The organism is Pseudogemmobacter bohemicus (assembly GCF_003290025.1).
In the GTDB taxonomy this organism is placed as follows: domain Bacteria; phylum Pseudomonadota; class Alphaproteobacteria; order Rhodobacterales; family Rhodobacteraceae; genus Pseudogemmobacter; species Pseudogemmobacter bohemicus.
In genome coordinates this window covers 35,754-52,005 of sequence record NZ_QNHG01000008.1, presented here as the reverse complement: position 1 = coordinate 52,005, position 16,252 = coordinate 35,754, and the positions used below count along the sequence as shown (strand labels likewise).

11 protein-coding genes, 1 tRNA gene and 2 pseudogenes are annotated in these 16,252 nt (G+C 63.5%); 2 read left to right on the top strand and 12 right to left on the bottom strand.

The window, feature by feature from the left end:
• Nucleotides 1-72: 72 nt before the first annotated feature.
• Both DRF71_RS26255 and DRF71_RS26250 read right to left on the bottom strand, forming a co-directional pair.
• Nucleotides 73-1,092: a hypothetical protein gene (locus DRF71_RS26255; RefSeq protein ID WP_198672403.1), complete on the bottom strand. Its 1,020-nt coding sequence runs from the start codon at nucleotides 1,090-1,092 to the stop codon at nucleotides 73-75.
• 246 nt (nucleotides 1,093-1,338) lie between these two features.
• The gene (locus DRF71_RS26250) at nucleotides 1,339-3,654 is read right to left on the bottom strand and encodes a Tex family protein (RefSeq protein WP_112313401.1); all 2,316 of its coding nucleotides are present in this window, start codon (nucleotides 3,652-3,654) and stop codon (nucleotides 1,339-1,341) included.
• Nucleotides 3,655-3,827: 173 nt separating this feature from the next.
• Here DRF71_RS26250 and DRF71_RS26245 point away from each other — a divergent pair.
• A tRNA-His gene (locus DRF71_RS26245) sits at nucleotides 3,828-3,904 on the top strand.
• A gap of 359 nt (nucleotides 3,905-4,263) precedes the next feature.
• Here DRF71_RS26245 and DRF71_RS29150 read toward each other — a convergent pair.
• The 4 genes from DRF71_RS29150 to DRF71_RS26235 are packed head-to-tail and all read right to left on the bottom strand — an operon-like array spanning nucleotide 4,264 to nucleotide 5,932.
• A complete protein-coding gene (locus DRF71_RS29150) occupies nucleotides 4,264-4,728 on the bottom strand; it encodes a transposase (protein WP_269814320.1) in 465 nt (154 codons plus the stop codon).
• The gene (locus tag DRF71_RS29145) at nucleotides 4,725-5,180 is read right to left on the bottom strand and encodes a transposase (RefSeq protein WP_269814345.1); all 456 of its coding nucleotides are present in this window, start codon (nucleotides 5,178-5,180) and stop codon (nucleotides 4,725-4,727) included. The genes DRF71_RS29150 and DRF71_RS29145 overlap by 4 nt, the downstream gene beginning before the upstream one ends.
• A 38-nt stretch (nucleotides 5,181-5,218) precedes the next feature.
• Nucleotides 5,219-5,632, bottom strand: coding sequence for a transposase (locus tag DRF71_RS29140; protein ID WP_269814319.1), 414 nt, complete (start codon nucleotides 5,630-5,632; stop codon nucleotides 5,219-5,221).
• A 54-nt stretch (nucleotides 5,633-5,686) separates the two neighbouring features.
• The gene (locus tag DRF71_RS26235; protein WP_198672402.1) at nucleotides 5,687-5,932 is read right to left on the bottom strand and encodes a hypothetical protein; all 246 of its coding nucleotides are present in this window, start codon (nucleotides 5,930-5,932) and stop codon (nucleotides 5,687-5,689) included.
• A 134-nt stretch (nucleotides 5,933-6,066) separates the two neighbouring features.
• On the opposite strand from DRF71_RS26235, the gene DRF71_RS26230 reads away from it, so the two are divergent.
• Nucleotides 6,067-6,501: a hypothetical protein gene (locus tag DRF71_RS26230; RefSeq protein ID WP_035714918.1), complete on the top strand. Its 435-nt coding sequence runs from the start codon at nucleotides 6,067-6,069 to the stop codon at nucleotides 6,499-6,501.
• A 45-nt stretch (nucleotides 6,502-6,546) separates the two neighbouring features.
• On the opposite strand, the gene DRF71_RS26225 is transcribed toward DRF71_RS26230, so the two are convergent.
• From DRF71_RS26225 to DRF71_RS28310, 6 genes and pseudogenes are all read right to left on the bottom strand, one after another.
• Nucleotides 6,547-8,493 carry a type IV secretory system conjugative DNA transfer family protein gene (locus DRF71_RS26225; protein WP_112313400.1) on the bottom strand — a complete coding sequence of 649 codons (1,947 nt, stop codon included), beginning with the start codon at nucleotides 8,491-8,493 and terminating at the stop codon, nucleotides 6,547-6,549.
• Nucleotides 8,486-10,597 (bottom strand): relaxase/mobilization nuclease domain-containing protein, encoded by a 2,112-nt coding sequence (locus DRF71_RS26220; protein WP_232831704.1) that lies wholly within the window; start codon nucleotides 10,595-10,597, stop codon nucleotides 8,486-8,488. Before DRF71_RS26220 ends, DRF71_RS26225 begins: the two co-directional genes overlap by 8 nt.
• 53 nt (nucleotides 10,598-10,650) lie before the next feature.
• Nucleotides 10,651-11,271 carry a tyrosine-type recombinase/integrase gene (locus tag DRF71_RS26215; RefSeq protein WP_232831703.1) on the bottom strand — a complete coding sequence of 207 codons (621 nt, stop codon included), beginning with the start codon at nucleotides 11,269-11,271 and terminating at the stop codon, nucleotides 10,651-10,653.
• On the bottom strand, nucleotides 11,268-12,800 hold the full coding sequence (locus DRF71_RS26210; RefSeq protein ID WP_112309786.1) for a tyrosine-type recombinase/integrase: 1,533 nt from the start codon (nucleotides 12,798-12,800) through the stop codon (nucleotides 11,268-11,270). The genes DRF71_RS26215 and DRF71_RS26210 overlap by 4 nt, the downstream gene beginning before the upstream one ends.
• A 150-nt stretch (nucleotides 12,801-12,950) precedes the next feature.
• Nucleotides 12,951-15,500 (bottom strand): annotated as a pseudogene (locus tag DRF71_RS26205) (strawberry notch-like NTP hydrolase domain-containing protein); the annotation flags it as partial.
• A gap of 411 nt (nucleotides 15,501-15,911) precedes the next feature.
• Nucleotides 15,912-16,252 (bottom strand): annotated as a pseudogene (locus DRF71_RS28310) (hypothetical protein); the annotation flags it as partial.

The following is a 16,252-nucleotide window of genomic DNA, read 5'->3' as shown; positions in this document are numbered from 1 at the left end:
GCTGTCGGGATCGCCGCAGTGCAGCAATGGCGAGCGTCGACCGGCAGGTAAGGGCCGAGTTTGCGCTCATGGCTATCCAGCTTCGCCGTCGGCCTTGCCCTCCAGCAACACGATCCTCTCCCTGAGCCGCATCGCAAGCGGGTCCGCGTTCCGCCCGCCTTCAACAATTCTCCTCAGTTCCTCGTGTACGAGATCCATCGAACCGACCCGTCGGCTTGCTGCGATCAGATGTTCTGTCGCCTCGTCAATGTCATGCGGACCGGCATCATAGCCTCGACCCGCAATCAGATGCCGGATGGCGCAAAGTGCAACGCTCGTCGCAAAGGCTGGCTCCTTCACGGCAAAATCCCGCGCCGCGCGCGTGAGGGTCGCCGGGGCCGCCTCACTGTCCTGCGCGCAGTCCAGCGCAATGTCCAAGTAACCGGCGGTCTTGGCCGCGGCGAACCACTTCCCCTTGCGGCCATGCAACGCGATCAGATCCTCGAGAATGCCGCGCGGGTCGGTGTCCGGATAGCGCTTCACCAGATCCCGCCACATCGCCAGCCAGGTGTTGCCCATCGCCGTCGGCAGGCCAAAGCGCCGATAGGCTTCGTCAGGCTGCCCGCGCCGGATCAGCAGCGCCTCGCAAAAGCGGGCAATCTCCTGGCGACCCCAGTTCTGGCGATCATCCTCCATCAGCGCCGCGGCGCGGGCGAGGGCCTCGTCCTCCCGCCCCTGGCGTATGAGCGCCTCGGCCGCGAATTTCTCGTCGAACCAGAGGCGGCTCCTCTTGACCTCCATCAGGGCAAGCAACTCGTCATACCGCCCTGCCTCGAGAAGGCAGGAGAGGGTCAATGTTGCGGTGGGGATGTGAATGAAACGCGCGTGATCTGCCCATGCAGCGAAAACCATGGCAAGATCCCGGTCGGCATGATCGTTGATCAGGGCGGGATACACCGAAATCTCGCCGAACCCATCCGCCAGTGGCGCGAGGTAATCCACGCCATCCTCGGCAATGGCCGTGCGAATGCGCTCCAGCCACTGCGCCCGCACGCCCTCATGCGCTGGCGCGGCAATCAGCACCGGCACGAGATCCCCCAGTGTCCGGCGCACCGCAGTGCCAAGTGCGCCGGAGGAGGTATCGATGGGAATTTCCCCGGATGCACCTTGCCCGCCCCGTCGATCACATAGTGATAATGGTGCAGATCAAGCCCGGTCGGCTGATGCGGGCCGCCGGTCCAGTGGATGATGATGCGCTGCAAATGACCTCTCCGCGAAAGCTGCGGGGCCAGATTGCGGCTTTAATCTCTTAATAACGGTTCCGCCGGGGAGCGCCCCCGGCGCGCGACACGCAACAGATCAGCGCCCGAATTTGCCCTTGAGCGCATCGGCAAAGGCATTGCCGCCCGCAGGGGATTGCGGCGCGGAAGACATTGGCCGGCCGGCTTTTTGCGGCGCGCGCTCACGCCCCGGGCCGCGCTCTTCCCGCGCCGATTTCGCCGAGGCGCCGCCGTCTTTCTTCATTGTCAGCCCGATGCGTTTGCGGGCGACATCGACCTCGACCACGGTGACTTTCACCACATCGCCGGCCTTCACCACCTCATGCGGGTCCGAGACGAATTTATCCGCCAGCTGGCTGACATGGACCAGCCCGTCCTGATGCACGCCGATATCGACGAAGGCGCCAAAAGCCGCGACATTGGTGACGGTGCCTTCCAGCACCATGCCGGGCCTGAGGTCTTTGATCTCCTCGACCCCATCGGTGAAGGTCGCGGTTCTGAACCCGGGGCGCGGATCGCGGCCGGGCTTTTCCAGCTCGGACAGGATGTCTTTCACGGTCGGCAGGCCGAATTTCTCATCGACGAACTGGCCGGGGTTCAGCTTTTTCAGCGCCGCGCCATCGCCCATCAGGCTGCGGATATCGCGCCCGCAGGCAGAGACGATTTTCCGTGCGACATCATAGGCTTCCGGGTGGACGGATGAGGCATCCAGCGGCTCTTTCCCATCGGTGATGCGCAGGAACCCCGCCGCCTGTTCAAAAGCCTTCGGCCCCAGGCGGGCAACCTTCAACAACTCGCGCCGGCTGGAAAACGGCCCATTGGCATCGCGATGTGCGACAATGCTTTCCGCAAGCCCCGCGCCGACGCCGGACACCCGCGCGAGCAAAGGCGCCGAGGCGGTGTTCAGATCGACACCAACCGCGTTCACCGCATCCTCGACCACCGCATCAAGGCTTTTCGCGAGCCGGTGCTGATCGACATCATGCTGATACTGGCCGACACCGATGGATTTCGGCTCGATCTTAACCAGCTCTGCCAGCGGATCCTGCAGCCGCCGCGCGATCGAGACCGCGCCACGCAGCGACACATCCAGACCCGGGAACTCCCGTGCCGCCAGTTCGGATGCCGAATAGACCGAGGCCCCGGCCTCCGAGACCACCACCTTGACCGGCTTATGCGCGCCCGCAGGCAGCAGCGCCAGCAGATCGGCGACCATCTTCTCGGTCTCGCGGCTGGCCGTGCCATTGCCGATGGCGATCAGCTTCACCCCGTGATTGCCGATCAGTTTCGCAATCGCCACCTGGGCGCCGCGCAGATCGTTTTTCGGCTGGAACGGATAGACGGTCTCGGTCGCGAGCAGCTTGCCGGTCGCATCCACCACCGCCACCTTGACCCCGGTGCGGATGCCGGGATCCAGCCCCATCGTGGCCTTGCCCCCCGCCGGTGCCGCCAGCAGCAGATCCTTGAGATTGCGGGCAAAAACCCGGATCGCCTCGGCCTCGGCCGCCTCGCGCAGCTCTGACATCAGATCCAGCGTCAGCGAGGTCTTCAGCTTGACCCGCCAGGCCCAGGCCGCCGCCTCGCGCAGATATTTGTCACCCGCGCCCGGGCCGGATGCCGCCAGCACCGCCGCACAGGCACGCTCGGACGGGGATTCGCCGCGCGGCGCCTCGGGGTCGATTTCCAGATCAATCGTCAGGAAATCCTCGTTGCGACCGCGCAGCATCGCCAGAACCCGATGCGAGGGCGCATCGCGAAAGGCCTCGTTGTGGTCGAAATAATCCGAGAACTTCGCGCCTGCCGTTTCCTTGCCCGCCTGGACCTTCGCGCTCAGCCGCCCCTCTTTGCGCATATGGTCGCGCAGCCGCCCCAAAAGGCCCGCATCCTCGGAAAGACCCTCGGCTATGATGTCGCGCGCGCCCTCCAGCGCGGCTTTGGCGTCCGCAAACCCCTCCGACAGGAAGCCCGCCGCCAGCCCCGAAGGATCGGCGCGGCGATCCGCCAGAATGGCATCCACAAGCCCCTGCAGCCCCGCCTCGCGCGCGATCATCGCCTTGGTGCGGCGTTTGGGTTTGTAGGGAAGGTAAATATCCTCCAGTTCAGCCTTGGTCACCGCCCCGGCAATCGCGCGGGCCAGGTCATCGGTCAGCTTGCCCTGGTTCGTGATCTCGCCCAGAATCGACGCCCGCCGCGCCTCCAGCTCGCGCAGATACGAAAGCCGCTCCTCCAGCTTGCGCAGCTGCGTGTCATCCAGCCCCCCGGTCACTTCCTTGCGGTAACGCGCCACGAAAGGCACCGTAGCCCCCCCATCCAGCAACTCGACCGCCGCCACCACCTGCCGGGACTGGGCCCCGATCTCGGCAGCGATGATTTCCGGAATACGGGTGACGGACATGCGAATCCTCCTCGGAAAACCCATAGGGCAAGATGGGCGAAAATAGCCAGGGACGGGCGCAGGGCAAGCCCGGAAGCAGTACCCGAGACCCGCATCGGCCTGTCAGCGGGCCCAAAATTTCCTGCCACCTGCCCTTGCAAAAGCCGTGGACGGGCGCTAATCAACGCCCGAGTGCCGGCTTAGCTCAGTTGGTTAGAGCACCAGATTGTGGATCTGGGGGTCCCCCGTTCGAGCCGGGGAGTCGGTACCAAAATCCTTTGAGGCTTTTCAGTAGCTTAGCCTTTGTCTTCCAAAAGTCTTAAAGCAATCCTGTATCAAGCCTGAATGAGGGCCTGATTCATGGGTTATCTGTTCGTTCCGGCCCGCAGTTCAATGACCTTGTTCGCGCCCTCGTCACGGCTCCGAATATACCTGCATTCCCCAAGTGGCGTGTCGTTTGAGGTGAAGATCGCCTGTATCCGAGCGCTAGACAAGGATTTTCTGCCGCAAGCGGCACCTGCGGTCGCGCAGACTGCTGGATCTGGACGGATCAGACCGCGAAGCCGCTGTTTCCTTGCCCAGGGGCGGCGTTTTTCAGCGCAGCGGACAGATCTGTCCAGCCGCTTTCGTTCAGTTTGAGCGTGGATCGCGATCATGCGCATAGCGGTGGCGCTCGCAATCGGGGATAGCGGCGAGGATGGCGCGTACCATCGTGCCGGTGACAGCGACCTCGGCCAGCTGGAAGGTGATGGTGCGGGCGTGACGGACCACACGTGCCCCGATCTTGATCAGCTTCAGTTGCAGGCTGGTCAACGACCAGTCGGCCATGGCCTCGGGCAGCTCGATGCAGCGCAAGAAGGTGGCCAGGTTGTACGCCAGGGCGTGCAGTTGCAGCCGCACCTCATTGTCGCGGAACTTCCGGCACGACAGCCGCGTCCAGCGAAAGGCGTATTTGCCCTCTTTGATGTGCTGCTCGGCGGTGCCGCGCTGGTTGTAGAACCGCACCACCCAGTCCGGCTCCATCGGCAGGTTGGTGACGATGAAGCCGACACGCGGGAACAGTTCGCCCGGATGCCATTCGATCTTGGCGATCACCCGGCGTTCCTTGTCCCAGGACGCGCTGATACTCGAATTCCTCGAAGAACCGCTTGACCTTGGTCAGTGACGGCCGCCCGACAGGGCGCGTTACGATGCGCGATCTTGTCCTTGAGGACCGCGTTTGCGGGCAGCCGGATGGCGTAGAAGAACCGCGCTTCTTCCAATCGCTCATAGATCGCCGGGATCGCGTAGGCAGCATCGGCCCGGAAGAACCTGCCACCAAGGTCGCGCTCCGCGTAGCGCGCAATGACGGGGTCGAGAACATCACGCCAGCCATCGCCTGTGGACGTTGCCATGGCGCAGGGCGCAGCGTTCCAGCATCCCGAACTGGTTGAACAGAAAGTTGGGGTGATAGCAGCACAGTCGAAATGGCCATTCCAGGCAGACCCTTCCTGGTCGCCATGGGTCGGGCTGACCGAGCTGTCCATGTCCAGAACGATGTACTTCAGCCCGTTACGGTCATGGAACCGGTCGATCCATTGCCCGTTCAGGTCGGCCAGCGCGGCACGGTTCCCGGCCAGAGCCGCGTCTCGGTCTCGAACCGTCCCATCTGCGATGCCGAGGCCGCTTGTGCATCGACCGCTCTGCCGCCGACAACTTGGCGCATGACCGGATCGCAGGCGAGACGGTTGGCGTCGTTGACATCCTCGTATCCGGCCAGCCGCCCAAAGACTGATTGCCGGAACAGGCCGTCGAGCCGAATGGACCGTGTTCTTGCCAGAGCGAGTATCGCGAGCGCCGCTGACGCCAAATCGGACAACCCGAGCGCGTCATCAAGCTCGCGCATCACCAGAAGGCCGCCGTCGGAACTGAGCTGCGTGCCGCGAAATTCCAGCCGCACGCGAGGGTCGAAATCCACCCGATCTGCCCGTTGCAAGCCCGCACCCTCTGGGTGATCCATGAAACGCGCCCCTCGCAGCCTTCAACACCATGTTTTATATAGGAAATATAATGGTCAGGACAGCGAAATCAGCGCCTTACTTGGGAAATGGGGATCGATATGTTCAAAGGCCGGCCAAATTCTCTCGGCCAGGACGATAACTCCCTCGGCGGCGGCCACCGGATCGCTGCGGTTCAAGGCCCGGATCTCTGAACTGGCCGCCTTCAGGCGCTCAACGGCTTTCGCTGTCCCGTGCCAGCTGAAGGCCCCTGCGCGCATACCAGCCCGAAACGCCCATGGATGTGATGGTTTGCGCGCCAACCTGTTCTCCCCGGCCACGCACGGAGACTGCCACAGCCTCTCCAGCGGATAAAGGCATTCTGCCTGAGCAGCTTGCATGCCTTGACGCTACACCGGGTCTGGCGTTGATGACCGGTAAGTGGAAGGAGCCGCCCATGGCCGCAAACGGTGACATCCGAGAGAAACTCGCCAAGCTGGAAGCCCTGTTCGCGCGCGGCGCGACGGCAGGTGAGCGTGCCGCAGCAGGCGCCGCGCGGGACCGCCTGCAGGCGAAACTGGCGTCAGCCTCTGCCAGCGAGCCGGAAACCGAGTTGCAGTATACCCTCCCCGACATCTGGTCGGTGCGGATTTTCGTGGCGCTGTGCCGCAAACACGGGGTCAAGCCCTACCGTTATCCGAGGCAGCGCCGCACCACCGTCATGGTCCGGGTGCGGCAAGCCGAGTTCGAGCGGTTGGTCGCCGAAGAGTTCCGGACGCTGCACCGGGAACTCACCCGCTATTTCAACGAGACGGTCGATCATCTGATCGCCGATGCCATGAACTCTGACGGCGACGACGAGACGCTGGAGCAACGCCAGCTTCCGGGGTGACCTATGATGCTTCGGGGCGGAGCGGTACACATAGCCCGCGGCCTGTCATGCCCCGGGCGCATGTTGCGCGAGGATTCCTGCCGTTTTCAGCACGGCGGCTTCCACGGCCTGTCGCCCCTCTCGAACCGTCCCGAGCGCCGTGAGATCGATCCGGATCGGCTCGGGCGGAGTGGAAGCGGTCTCGCGGCGCAAGGGCGCGCGCAGTCGCGGTGCAGCGGGCACCGGCGCGGACGCGCGTTTTCGGGCCTTCTTCCCCGGAGCCCCAGCAACCGCGCTCAACGCCCGCGACAAACGTTCGACGGTTTCCTCGGTCTCCTTCAGACGCGCCTCGTACTGCCGCTTCTCGGCATCGGGATAGGGATGGCTCCCCGACTGCCCTGCGTGGATCACCTTCAGTGCCGGATCCTCATAGTATTTGATGCGCCACGCCCGGATCGGCATCTGGGCATCGATCACCAGGATCACCTCGTCTAGGTTTAGCCGGCGTGCCTCGTCCTCGTTGAGGAGCGGTGTTTCTTCGGTCCGCTCGGTCACGCTGCGCCCCTCGAAAGGGTTGCGACCCACCGAGCGGGACCGAGTGACCACCCGCTTTGTCGTCTTGCCAACAGCCTGGCTCAGCTCTTCGATGGTCTTCTGGTCAGATGGGGTCAGATAGAGTTTCACCCCGGCGCCGCCTTGCAGGGAGCGGCGGGTATTCTCGCCATAGATCTCGTCCAGCGCCGGAATAGTCTGGGTGACGATGGCGAGGTTGCCGCCATAAGAGCGCAGCGTCTTGATGCTCTCGGCCACGATCGGCATCTTCCCCAGCCGGTCGAACTCATCGAGCATGATCATCACCGGCCAGGGTTCGTCCTTCCCCGGCTCCGCGGCCTGCAGCGAGGCAATCAGATCCGAGAAGAACAGCCGGATCAGGGGGGCCAGTGGCCCGACCATCTCGGATTCCACCACCAGATAGATCGCATGCGGCTGGCGGCGGATGTCCCGGAAGGAAAAATCCGAGGTCGCCGTGGCCGCATCGATCGCCCGATTGTCCCAGGTATCGAGCCCGGAGGTCATCAGAAGAGAGAGGTAGGAGGTCAGCGTGTCATTGTTGGTCGAGGCCATGCGCTCGAAGATCAGCTTTGCCGAGGGGTTCTTCACCTCCTCTGCCCGCTTCATGAACTCCAACTGCTTGTTCCCGCCCGAGGCGGTGATGCGGTAGATCTCGCCGATGGTCGGGTTGCCGCGCTCGAAGGCCAACAGCCCGGCCGCAACGAAGAGGTCGATCCCGCCGGCGAGCAGGCCACTGAGCTTCTCGTTGTCGGTCTGCAGAAACAGTTTGGCGGTCAGCTTCAGCTCCATCTGCTGGCGGTCGGGGTTTTTCAGGGCGGCGATCCGGGCCAGCGGATTGTAGCGATGCGTTGGCCGCTCCCAGTCCGTTGGCGCAAAGCGGAATACTTTGTCCCCGGTGGACGCCCTGAAGCGTGAGGTCTCGCGGAAATTCTCGCCCTTGACGTCAAGGACCACGGCCGAGCCGCGATAGGTCAGAAGGTTCGGGATCACGAAGCCCACGCCCTTGCCGCGACCAGTCGGGGCCACGACCAGGGCATGCGGAAAGGTGCGCGAGACGATGAAAGGCTTTTTCGACTTCGGGGAGCCCATTTTGCCAAGCAAGAAACCCGCGCCCGGCCCGGCAAAGAAGCCGTTTCGCTTCATCTCGGCCCGGCTCTGCCAATGGGTGGTGCCGAAGCTGGTCAGCGCATCGCCCAGCATGGTTGCGGTCAGGAGGAGGGCCGCGAGGCCGGTCCCGAGGATGATGCCATTCACCCAGAGGAAATCCTGCGGAGCCGATGTTCTCAGCCCAAGCCAGTTCCGCGCCAGCAGGGTGAGATCGAAGCTGCGCGTCGAATAGGCATACTGGACAGAAAAATAGATCGTCGCCAGCACATAGCCGATGGCAAACCCGAGCAGGGTCAGAACCACGGCGCCAAGAAGCATACGGCCCTTATCCATGGGTGATCCCCTTCTCGCCATGGGAGAGGGAATGCCTCAGGTCCTCGCCATGGCGCTCTTCCACGATCCGGTCGAGCACCCGGTCCATCGCCGGATCATTGGCATGAACATCCCTGGCCTCGAGATAGGCCCGCGCCAGCTGCAGCTGTTCCAGCGCATTTGGGGTGAGCCGGTCCAGCACTTTGGCGTCGCCGCGATGCAGATCATTGATTTCGGCTGGCGTCAGGCGGTCATTGACCTGTTCGACAAAGCGTTGCTGCGCCGTGTCAGAGGCCAGATCGACCTTACCATCGGCAGCCTGGCGCAAGGCGGAGGCCAGTTGGGGCGCTGTCACGTCGAGAGAGCGGCGTTCCGCATGAGCCTGGCGGGCGCTGTCCTCAACCTCGGCGATCTTCTCGCTGATTTGGGCGCGGGATGCGCCTTCGGCATGCAGTTGGTTGATTTCCCGGCTGACGGCATCGCGGATCTGGTCCTGTGGGGTTTCGGCCCGGAAGCGCGCCATCTCGCGAACTTCCTCAGTGATCGGACCGAGCCGGATCGATGGATCACGCTGCGCGAGGTCCATATCTCCGGCATGGAGGGTTCGATGTGCGGCCCGAACGCCGGTCGCCGGTGACTGCATGACATCGGTGGCCTTTTCCCAGGCCATGGTTGCCAGTTCGGCATGCTGCGGCGAGCGCTCAGCAAAGCGATCGAAGGCCTCTTTCGCCTCAGCCACCTGCTTTTCGCCATCGCGCCGGGCGCGCGGATCATCGGAGTAGGGATAGCTGAAATCCGTCCGCGTGAACTGGCTGACCAAGGCGCGGAACTCCTGACGCTCGGCCGGGTCGAAGATGTCCGGCTCGCTGCGGGCCGCCACGTTGTCAGCCGAAACGCGATGAGCGGAAATCTCCGACCGCCGCGCCCCCTCTTCCCTTTCCGGCCCTTCCCTCTCCACCTCCTCAACGGCGCGCAGGACACGGGCCTCAGTCAGCACATCGCCCAGCTTGCCATGAACCGCCTCAAGGCGGTCGACCGCGTGATCGCGCTGCGCGGTGTCGCGCAGATCAAGCTGCTCCTCCTTCGCAATGGCCCGCAGATCCTGCGCCAGCCATTGCTGCTCCAGCGCGGCATTGCCCGCACCCTCGCGCATCCGGGCCAGAACCGCATCGCTGTCGATGCCGCTCCCGCGCACGGCCTCGGCAATACGGGATTTGAGGCCCGGATCATCGAGCTGACCGCGATGGGCTTCCACCAGGTTCGGGGCGGCATAGATCCCGTCACGGGACGCGGGTTCATGCAGACTGTCAGACCGCTCCCCGAGCGGGCGCAGATGCGAGACCTCGCGCAGCACATCGGTCAGTTTGCGCTCGATCACCGGGCGTTCGGTTGCCGGGGCTCGCTCGATCAGCCCCTCGATCTGGCGGATGTTCTGCGAGAACCGGTCGATCAACTCGTCGAATTGGGCGCTATCATCACTCATATACAACACTCCGTCTGACTTGATACGATCACCCCGGGCAAGCACATCCCCGGCCCGGCACAGGGCTTCTGCAACATCGTGGAAGTTCGAACGCGAGGCCTCGGCGGCGAGACCCCGATAGATCGCGGCATTGCGCGCAACCTCGGCAATGGCGTGGTCCAGGTCGGCGCCGGTGCGATGTCGCTCCACCGGCACCCTGCCCTCCTGTTCCGCCTTGCGGATTTCGACGTCGCTGGCCGCACGGGTGAGCACACCCCGGTCCAGCCTCCGCGTGGCCTCGAGACGCAATCCGTGACGCTCGGCCGCCTCGACCATCGCTTCGCGGAAAACATCGTAATTGAAGTGATGATCCTTCCCGAGGAAGAACATTTCACCGTCCTTGCTGCGGCGGTTCAGCACGATATGCGCATGGGGATGGGCGCGGTCTTCATGGATCGCGGCGATATAGTCGAACTGCGCCCCGTCGCCTTCGAAGAACCGCTCACAGATCTCACGTGTGATCTCGCGAACCTCGGCGGCGCGGGTGCCGATGGGGAAGGCCATCAGAAGATGCGAGGTGTGACCAAGCTTCGGACTGTGGCGTTCGTTCCACTGGTTCTCGAAGCGCCGCGCCACACGCTCGATCTCAGCGGGCGAAAGCACCTTCTTGCCGTCATGGGTGCCACGGGAATCGAGAATGAAACTAGATTTGGTGGTCAGATAGGTAAGCTGGGAACGCAGCTGCGCGCCCGTATGGCATCGCGGACGATGCGCCGCCGCTCGAGATAGCGCTCCAACGCTGCACGGGTCGAGGAATGAAGAGGAACCTGGCGGCTCTTGCCGAATTTGCCCTTGCGGATCATCAGACCGTCTTCCGTCAGGTCATCGCAACGCAGGGACAATGCTTCTGAGATGCGCAGACCTGTTGAGGCCAGCAATCCGAACAGCGTGTGATAGGTATGAGGGCTGATTGGGGACAGTCCTGGAACCTGCAGCGCCTCGGCCAGGATGCCATTGATCTGGTCCTGCGACAGAATGTGGGGAGCGGGTCGGCGGCGTCTTGACCGACCGAATAATCCCGCGACTGGAACCTCATGCTGCACGTCCTCTGCATGCAGGAACATCGCGAAGGCGCGAGCCTGATCATATCGGTCTTTCGCTGAATTGGGCGTAGCCGCGCTGCCCGCCCACTCGAGGATTAGTGCCGCGGTTACATGCAGATCAGACCGGTCAGCAGCAAAAGCGGCGAACTCGCGCAAGGACTTCTCGTGTTTGGTAAACCTCTTCCCGAGGGCGCGGTGCAGGTTGATGTAGCGGTCGACATGACGATGCATCATGCTGCGCACCCCGGCCAAGGCTGGGCCACAGATCCCAGCATGTCGATATCGACCTTGGCGTAGATTGCGGTTGTGTCGCGAGAAGCATGGCGCAGCGCGGCCCCGATCTGATCCAGTTCCGCCCCACTGCGCAGCCAAGTCGAAGCCAGCGAATGTCGAAACACATGCGCGCCGGTCGGCAGACCGACGAGGCCGGCGCGGGATAGGACGCGAGAGACGATACCGGCGATCTCTGCCGATGAGCGAAAGGGGGTGAAAGGGGCTTGGACGCGCAAGAAGACCCGATCGGATGCAACCATCGGGCGTGCGTTCTCGATATAGGCGAGCAGCGCGTCGCCGACGTCCTGCGGCAAAGGCATGAACATCCCGCGTCGGCTTTTACCGTGCAATCGCAATCTGCTCGCGCGCCAGTCGATGTCGGTGAGGCGGAGTTTCCAGATATCGCCAGCCCGCAGGGCCATCCGCGCGAGAAGCAGGATGATGGCGCGGTCCCGCACCTCAACGGCTGTGCCTGTGCCGCAGGACGCGACGATCTCTTCAATGGTCGAAGCCGGGATCGTCTTTGGGACGTCGGAAAGCCTGCGTCGCACCCCTGACGGCACTGCATGAAGCAGCGACGGGGCACAATGTCCCTGGCCGATCATGAAACGCAAAAATGTGCGCAATACTGTTATCGTCATGCGGACTGACGATCGGGAGCGGTCCTCGCCTTGATCCAGAACGATTAAGCGGACGGCTGTCGCGGTGAACGCCTGCGGTTCCGATCCAAGCTTCATCAGCCAGCGGCCCAACTCTTGCTGATAGCGCCGGATCGTCTCGGACGTGGCACCGCGCTCTCGGCGCATCCAAGTGGCAAAATCAGCGAGGCGTGGATCGGCTAAGACTTCAGTGGCCTTCGCCACCGGGATCAATCCTTCTGCTCTGAGGAAAGCCACGAAGGCACGCGCACCACGGCAGCGATCCTTCGTACCGGTGCCTTCGACCCGCTTGCCGCGTTTGGTCTTGATCCCACATTGGCAGTCGTGATGGGCAAACTGCGCGATTAGATCGTCATCGATATGGATGGCCGGGATACGTCGCTGCAGAGCCCATTCCGCAAAATGCCGCGCCTGGCTCATGCGGGAGCTGAAGGTGACCTTACTGTAGCCTTGGCCAACAAGGTTCGCTGAAAAGCCGGCCAAATGCGGGCCAAGCCGGGCAACCTCGTCCGGAATGGACACATGGCCGGTGTCTTCCAGATAGCGAAGAAACCTCCGGGCCTCGGTGATGTAACTCGGGTCGCGCAACTGCGCGGCGCTATAGCGGCCGCACCGGCAGCGGTGCCGCGCAAAACGATCGATAGTCGCCACATCAAGTTCGGTGATCTTGATTTGTCGATCTGTGACCCACCTCAGAAAATGCCGGGCCGCGCTGAGGGCGCCTGCGGACAAGTTTGGATTATCCGCAAGATAACCGGAAACAAGTGCTTGGCCGGTAACAGCTCCGGCGGCTGTCGTGCCGCCGGGGTGAGAGTTGGAGGGGGAGGTCATATCGGGGTGTCCTTCTGCGGTTGAGAGCAGAGGCATCATGATTATGCCAAGCGGAGATCCCAAAATGAAACAGCATATCAACGAGTTGAAGCGCCGCGCTCTGCATAACGCGGACGCGGCATATTATGTCTTATCCGGAACTCCGGATAATACATACTCGCGAGGCGACAGGTCCGTGTTCAGGTCATTCCATTCCTCGGTCGGGATCTCGGCCAGCCGCCGTTCCATCAGCGCCTCGCCGGTCGAGACGATCTGGATGACGGCGGCATGGCCCGCTTCCAGATCTTCCGTGATCGAGCGAAGCAGGGTCGGCGTCTTCATCGAAGTCAGCAGATGGCCGAAGAAGCGCTGTTTGGTGCTCTCGAAGGCCGAACGCGCTGCGGATTTGGCCTGACGGTTCAGCGTGCCATCCGAGCCGGTGATGTTCGCCGCCTCCATTGCCGCGTCGAGATTGTTATGAATGACTGCGAAGGCCCCGGCATAAGAATCATAGACCCGACGCTGCTCCGCGGTCAGCTGGTGCTCGATCAGCTCGTATTCGACCCCGTCATAGGAGAGCGACCGCGCAGTGTAGAGGCCGAGCGAGCGCATATCGCGCGCCAGCACCTCCATGGCCGCGACACCGCCGGCCTCGATCGCCTCGACGAACTCGGCCCGGGTCGCAAACGGGAAGTCTGCACCGCCCCAGAGGCCAAGGCGCTGCGCATAAGCGAGATTGTGCACCGTCGTCGCCCCGGTTGCGGAGACATAGACCACGCGCGCATCGGGCAGCGCGTGCTGTAGCCGCAGACCCGCCCTGCCCTGCTGCGAGGCAGCCACGTCGCCGCGCTCGCCCTTGCCACCGGCGGCGTTCTGCATCGCGTGGCTTTCATCGAAGATGATCACCCCGTCGAAATCCGATCCCAGCCAGTCCACGATCTGGCGAACCCGCGAGACCTTCTCCCCCCGATCATCCGAGCGCAGCGTCGCATAGGTGGTGAACAGGATGCCTTCCGACAGGGTGATCGCCTTGCCCTGCGCGAAGCGAGAAAGCGGCGTGATCAGCAGCTTCTCCTGGCCGAGCGCCGACCAGTCGCGCTGCGCGTCCTCAATCAGCTTGTCGGATTTGGAGATCCAGACCGCCTTGCGGCGTCCGCGCAGCCAGTTGTCGAGGATGATCCCGGCCGATTGCCGCCCCTTGCCCGCGCCCGTGCCATCGCCCAGCATGAACCCTCGCCGGAAGCGGACAGCGCCGGAAGCATCTGCGGCCGCAGCACTGATCGTGTCCAGCGTCTCGTCCAACGTCCAGTTGCCCGCGAGATGGTCGCTGTGCGCCTCGCCGGCATAGATCACCGTCTCGAGCTGCGCGTCCGAGAGACGTGCGCAGATGTCAGCGGGCAGAAGGGGCCGGTAGGAAGGACGGGGTGGCGCGACCGAGGCCATGGCAGCGGATTGCACAAGTTTGGTCGGATGCGGGGCCGTACCGGGAATACGGATCACCTGTAGGGCGTATTCTTCATAGATCGCGTCCGAGAGCCGCGCGGCTTCGGGGGGCGCCCAGTCCAGCGTCTCATACGCGAGTTCGACGGCGTTGGGACTGCTCAACGTAAGCCGAGCGGGCTGGGCTGCACCGACCCGAGCAAGATAGGAGCGCACCGTGCGGGCGGCGGCCGGTGCTGTTGGTGCCGGTGGCCGGGGCAGATCGACGATTGCGCGCGGCGGCACCTGGGCGGTGACCCAACCGAGCAGCGTCGCGACATCGGGCGCGATGCCCGAAGAGGCCGGGAAGGAGGAAGGATCCTCGGCCGGGATCTTATCGATCACGGTCAGCCGGGTGTCGAACGTGGTGCCGTGCTTTGCATAGACGGCGCCATCCACGGCCGCCGTGAACACCACGCGGCCATGCTCTTGCAGCCGGATGAAGGTCTCGCGCCAGGCCGGTGCGTCAGGTCCGAAGCCCGCGCCGGTGATCGCCACCAACCGCCCACCAGGGGCGAGCCGCGCCAGAGCAGAAACGATATGGCGGGAAGCAGAATCGGCCACGCGGGTTGTCACATTGGCCAGCACCGAGAAGGGCGGGTTCATCAGCACCACTGATGGCACCACTCCGGCATCGAGATGGTCGTGGATTTGCGCGGCATCGAACCGGGTGACAGGCAGGGCCGGAAAGAGGGCGGAAAGGAGATCCGCGCGGGTCGCGGCCAGTTCGTTGAGCGCGAGGCTGCCGCCGGCGATGTCGGCAAAGATTGCCATCAGGCCGGTGCCGGCCGAAGGCTCGAGCACGACATCCGCGGGGGTGATCGCCGCAGAGGTGAGGGCCGCAAGTGCGAGCGGAAGAGGCGTGCTGAACTGCTGCAGCGCCTGGCTCTCCTCAGAGCGCCTTGTATGGCTCGGCAGAAGGGCCGCGATCTTCGTCAGCGCCGCGAGACGCGCCTCCGGCGCTTCCGCTTTGCGGAACAGCACACGGCCAAACTTGCGCAGGAACAGTATCGTGGCGACTTCGCAGGCCTCGTAGGCGTCTTTCCAGTCCCAGAGGCCGGAAGCGTCTGAGGCGCCGAAAGCGGTTTCCATGGCACCGCGCAGCATCGTGCTGTCGATGCGCTGGCCGCGTTCGAGATGCGGGAGAAGCGCCTGCGCTGCAGCCAGAATGCAGGGCGCGGACAGAACAGGAGTGCGCGCGACCGGCGCTTGCGCCGTGGTCGCGGGGGACAGGTCGTTCATCGGGAAGATCCTCGGGAGAGCAGAGCGCGGGACGGCCCCGGACAGCGCTCTCTCTCAACCGCCCGGAACCTGCCCGTTCCGGCCCCCTCTCGACCTCTCACGCTGAGCCGGACAGGCCCGTAGCCTCGCCGCGATCGCCGCGGCACATCACTCGGCGGACCCCGCCTCTGGCGGGTCCTGCGTCAGGGATCTATGCCCGAAAGGGGGAAGACGGCGACGCCGGCTTCCGTCCGCCAGGACCTGAGCCCGGTCCCGGCTATGCCGGGAGACGCCAAAATCCGCTCAATGCTTCAGTTGGACCACCTTATAGCACCGGGCGCTTCACCGCTGCTGAAGTACTCAGCAACATGGCATTGCTCAATGATCGCGCGACCAAAGAGGCGGCCCAAAGCTGCCGGTCGATCTCGTTTTTTACCGCGTCAGCTTCCCAATCTTGCCATGAGGGTGCATTCGGACAGAATTGAAATACGAGTAGAACGCCAGCCGATCGTCTACGATCCACAAATTGTGGTCGTCATAGTCCAAATCCGAGGAAGTGGATTTCAAAGGGCAGATTATGTCGTGGAGAACGTCTTCATATTCGGATTCTTGGTCGGTATCAGGCTTAAATTTTAAACTTTCTTCGAACACGTCGAGAACCAGCTTACGCTTCATGACGTATTCGGCAAGCGATGACACGGACTCTTGCTTTAACTCTGCGACATACTCTTTCGCTTTCGCCTCCACATCAGGCAGGTTCTTCTCAATTGACC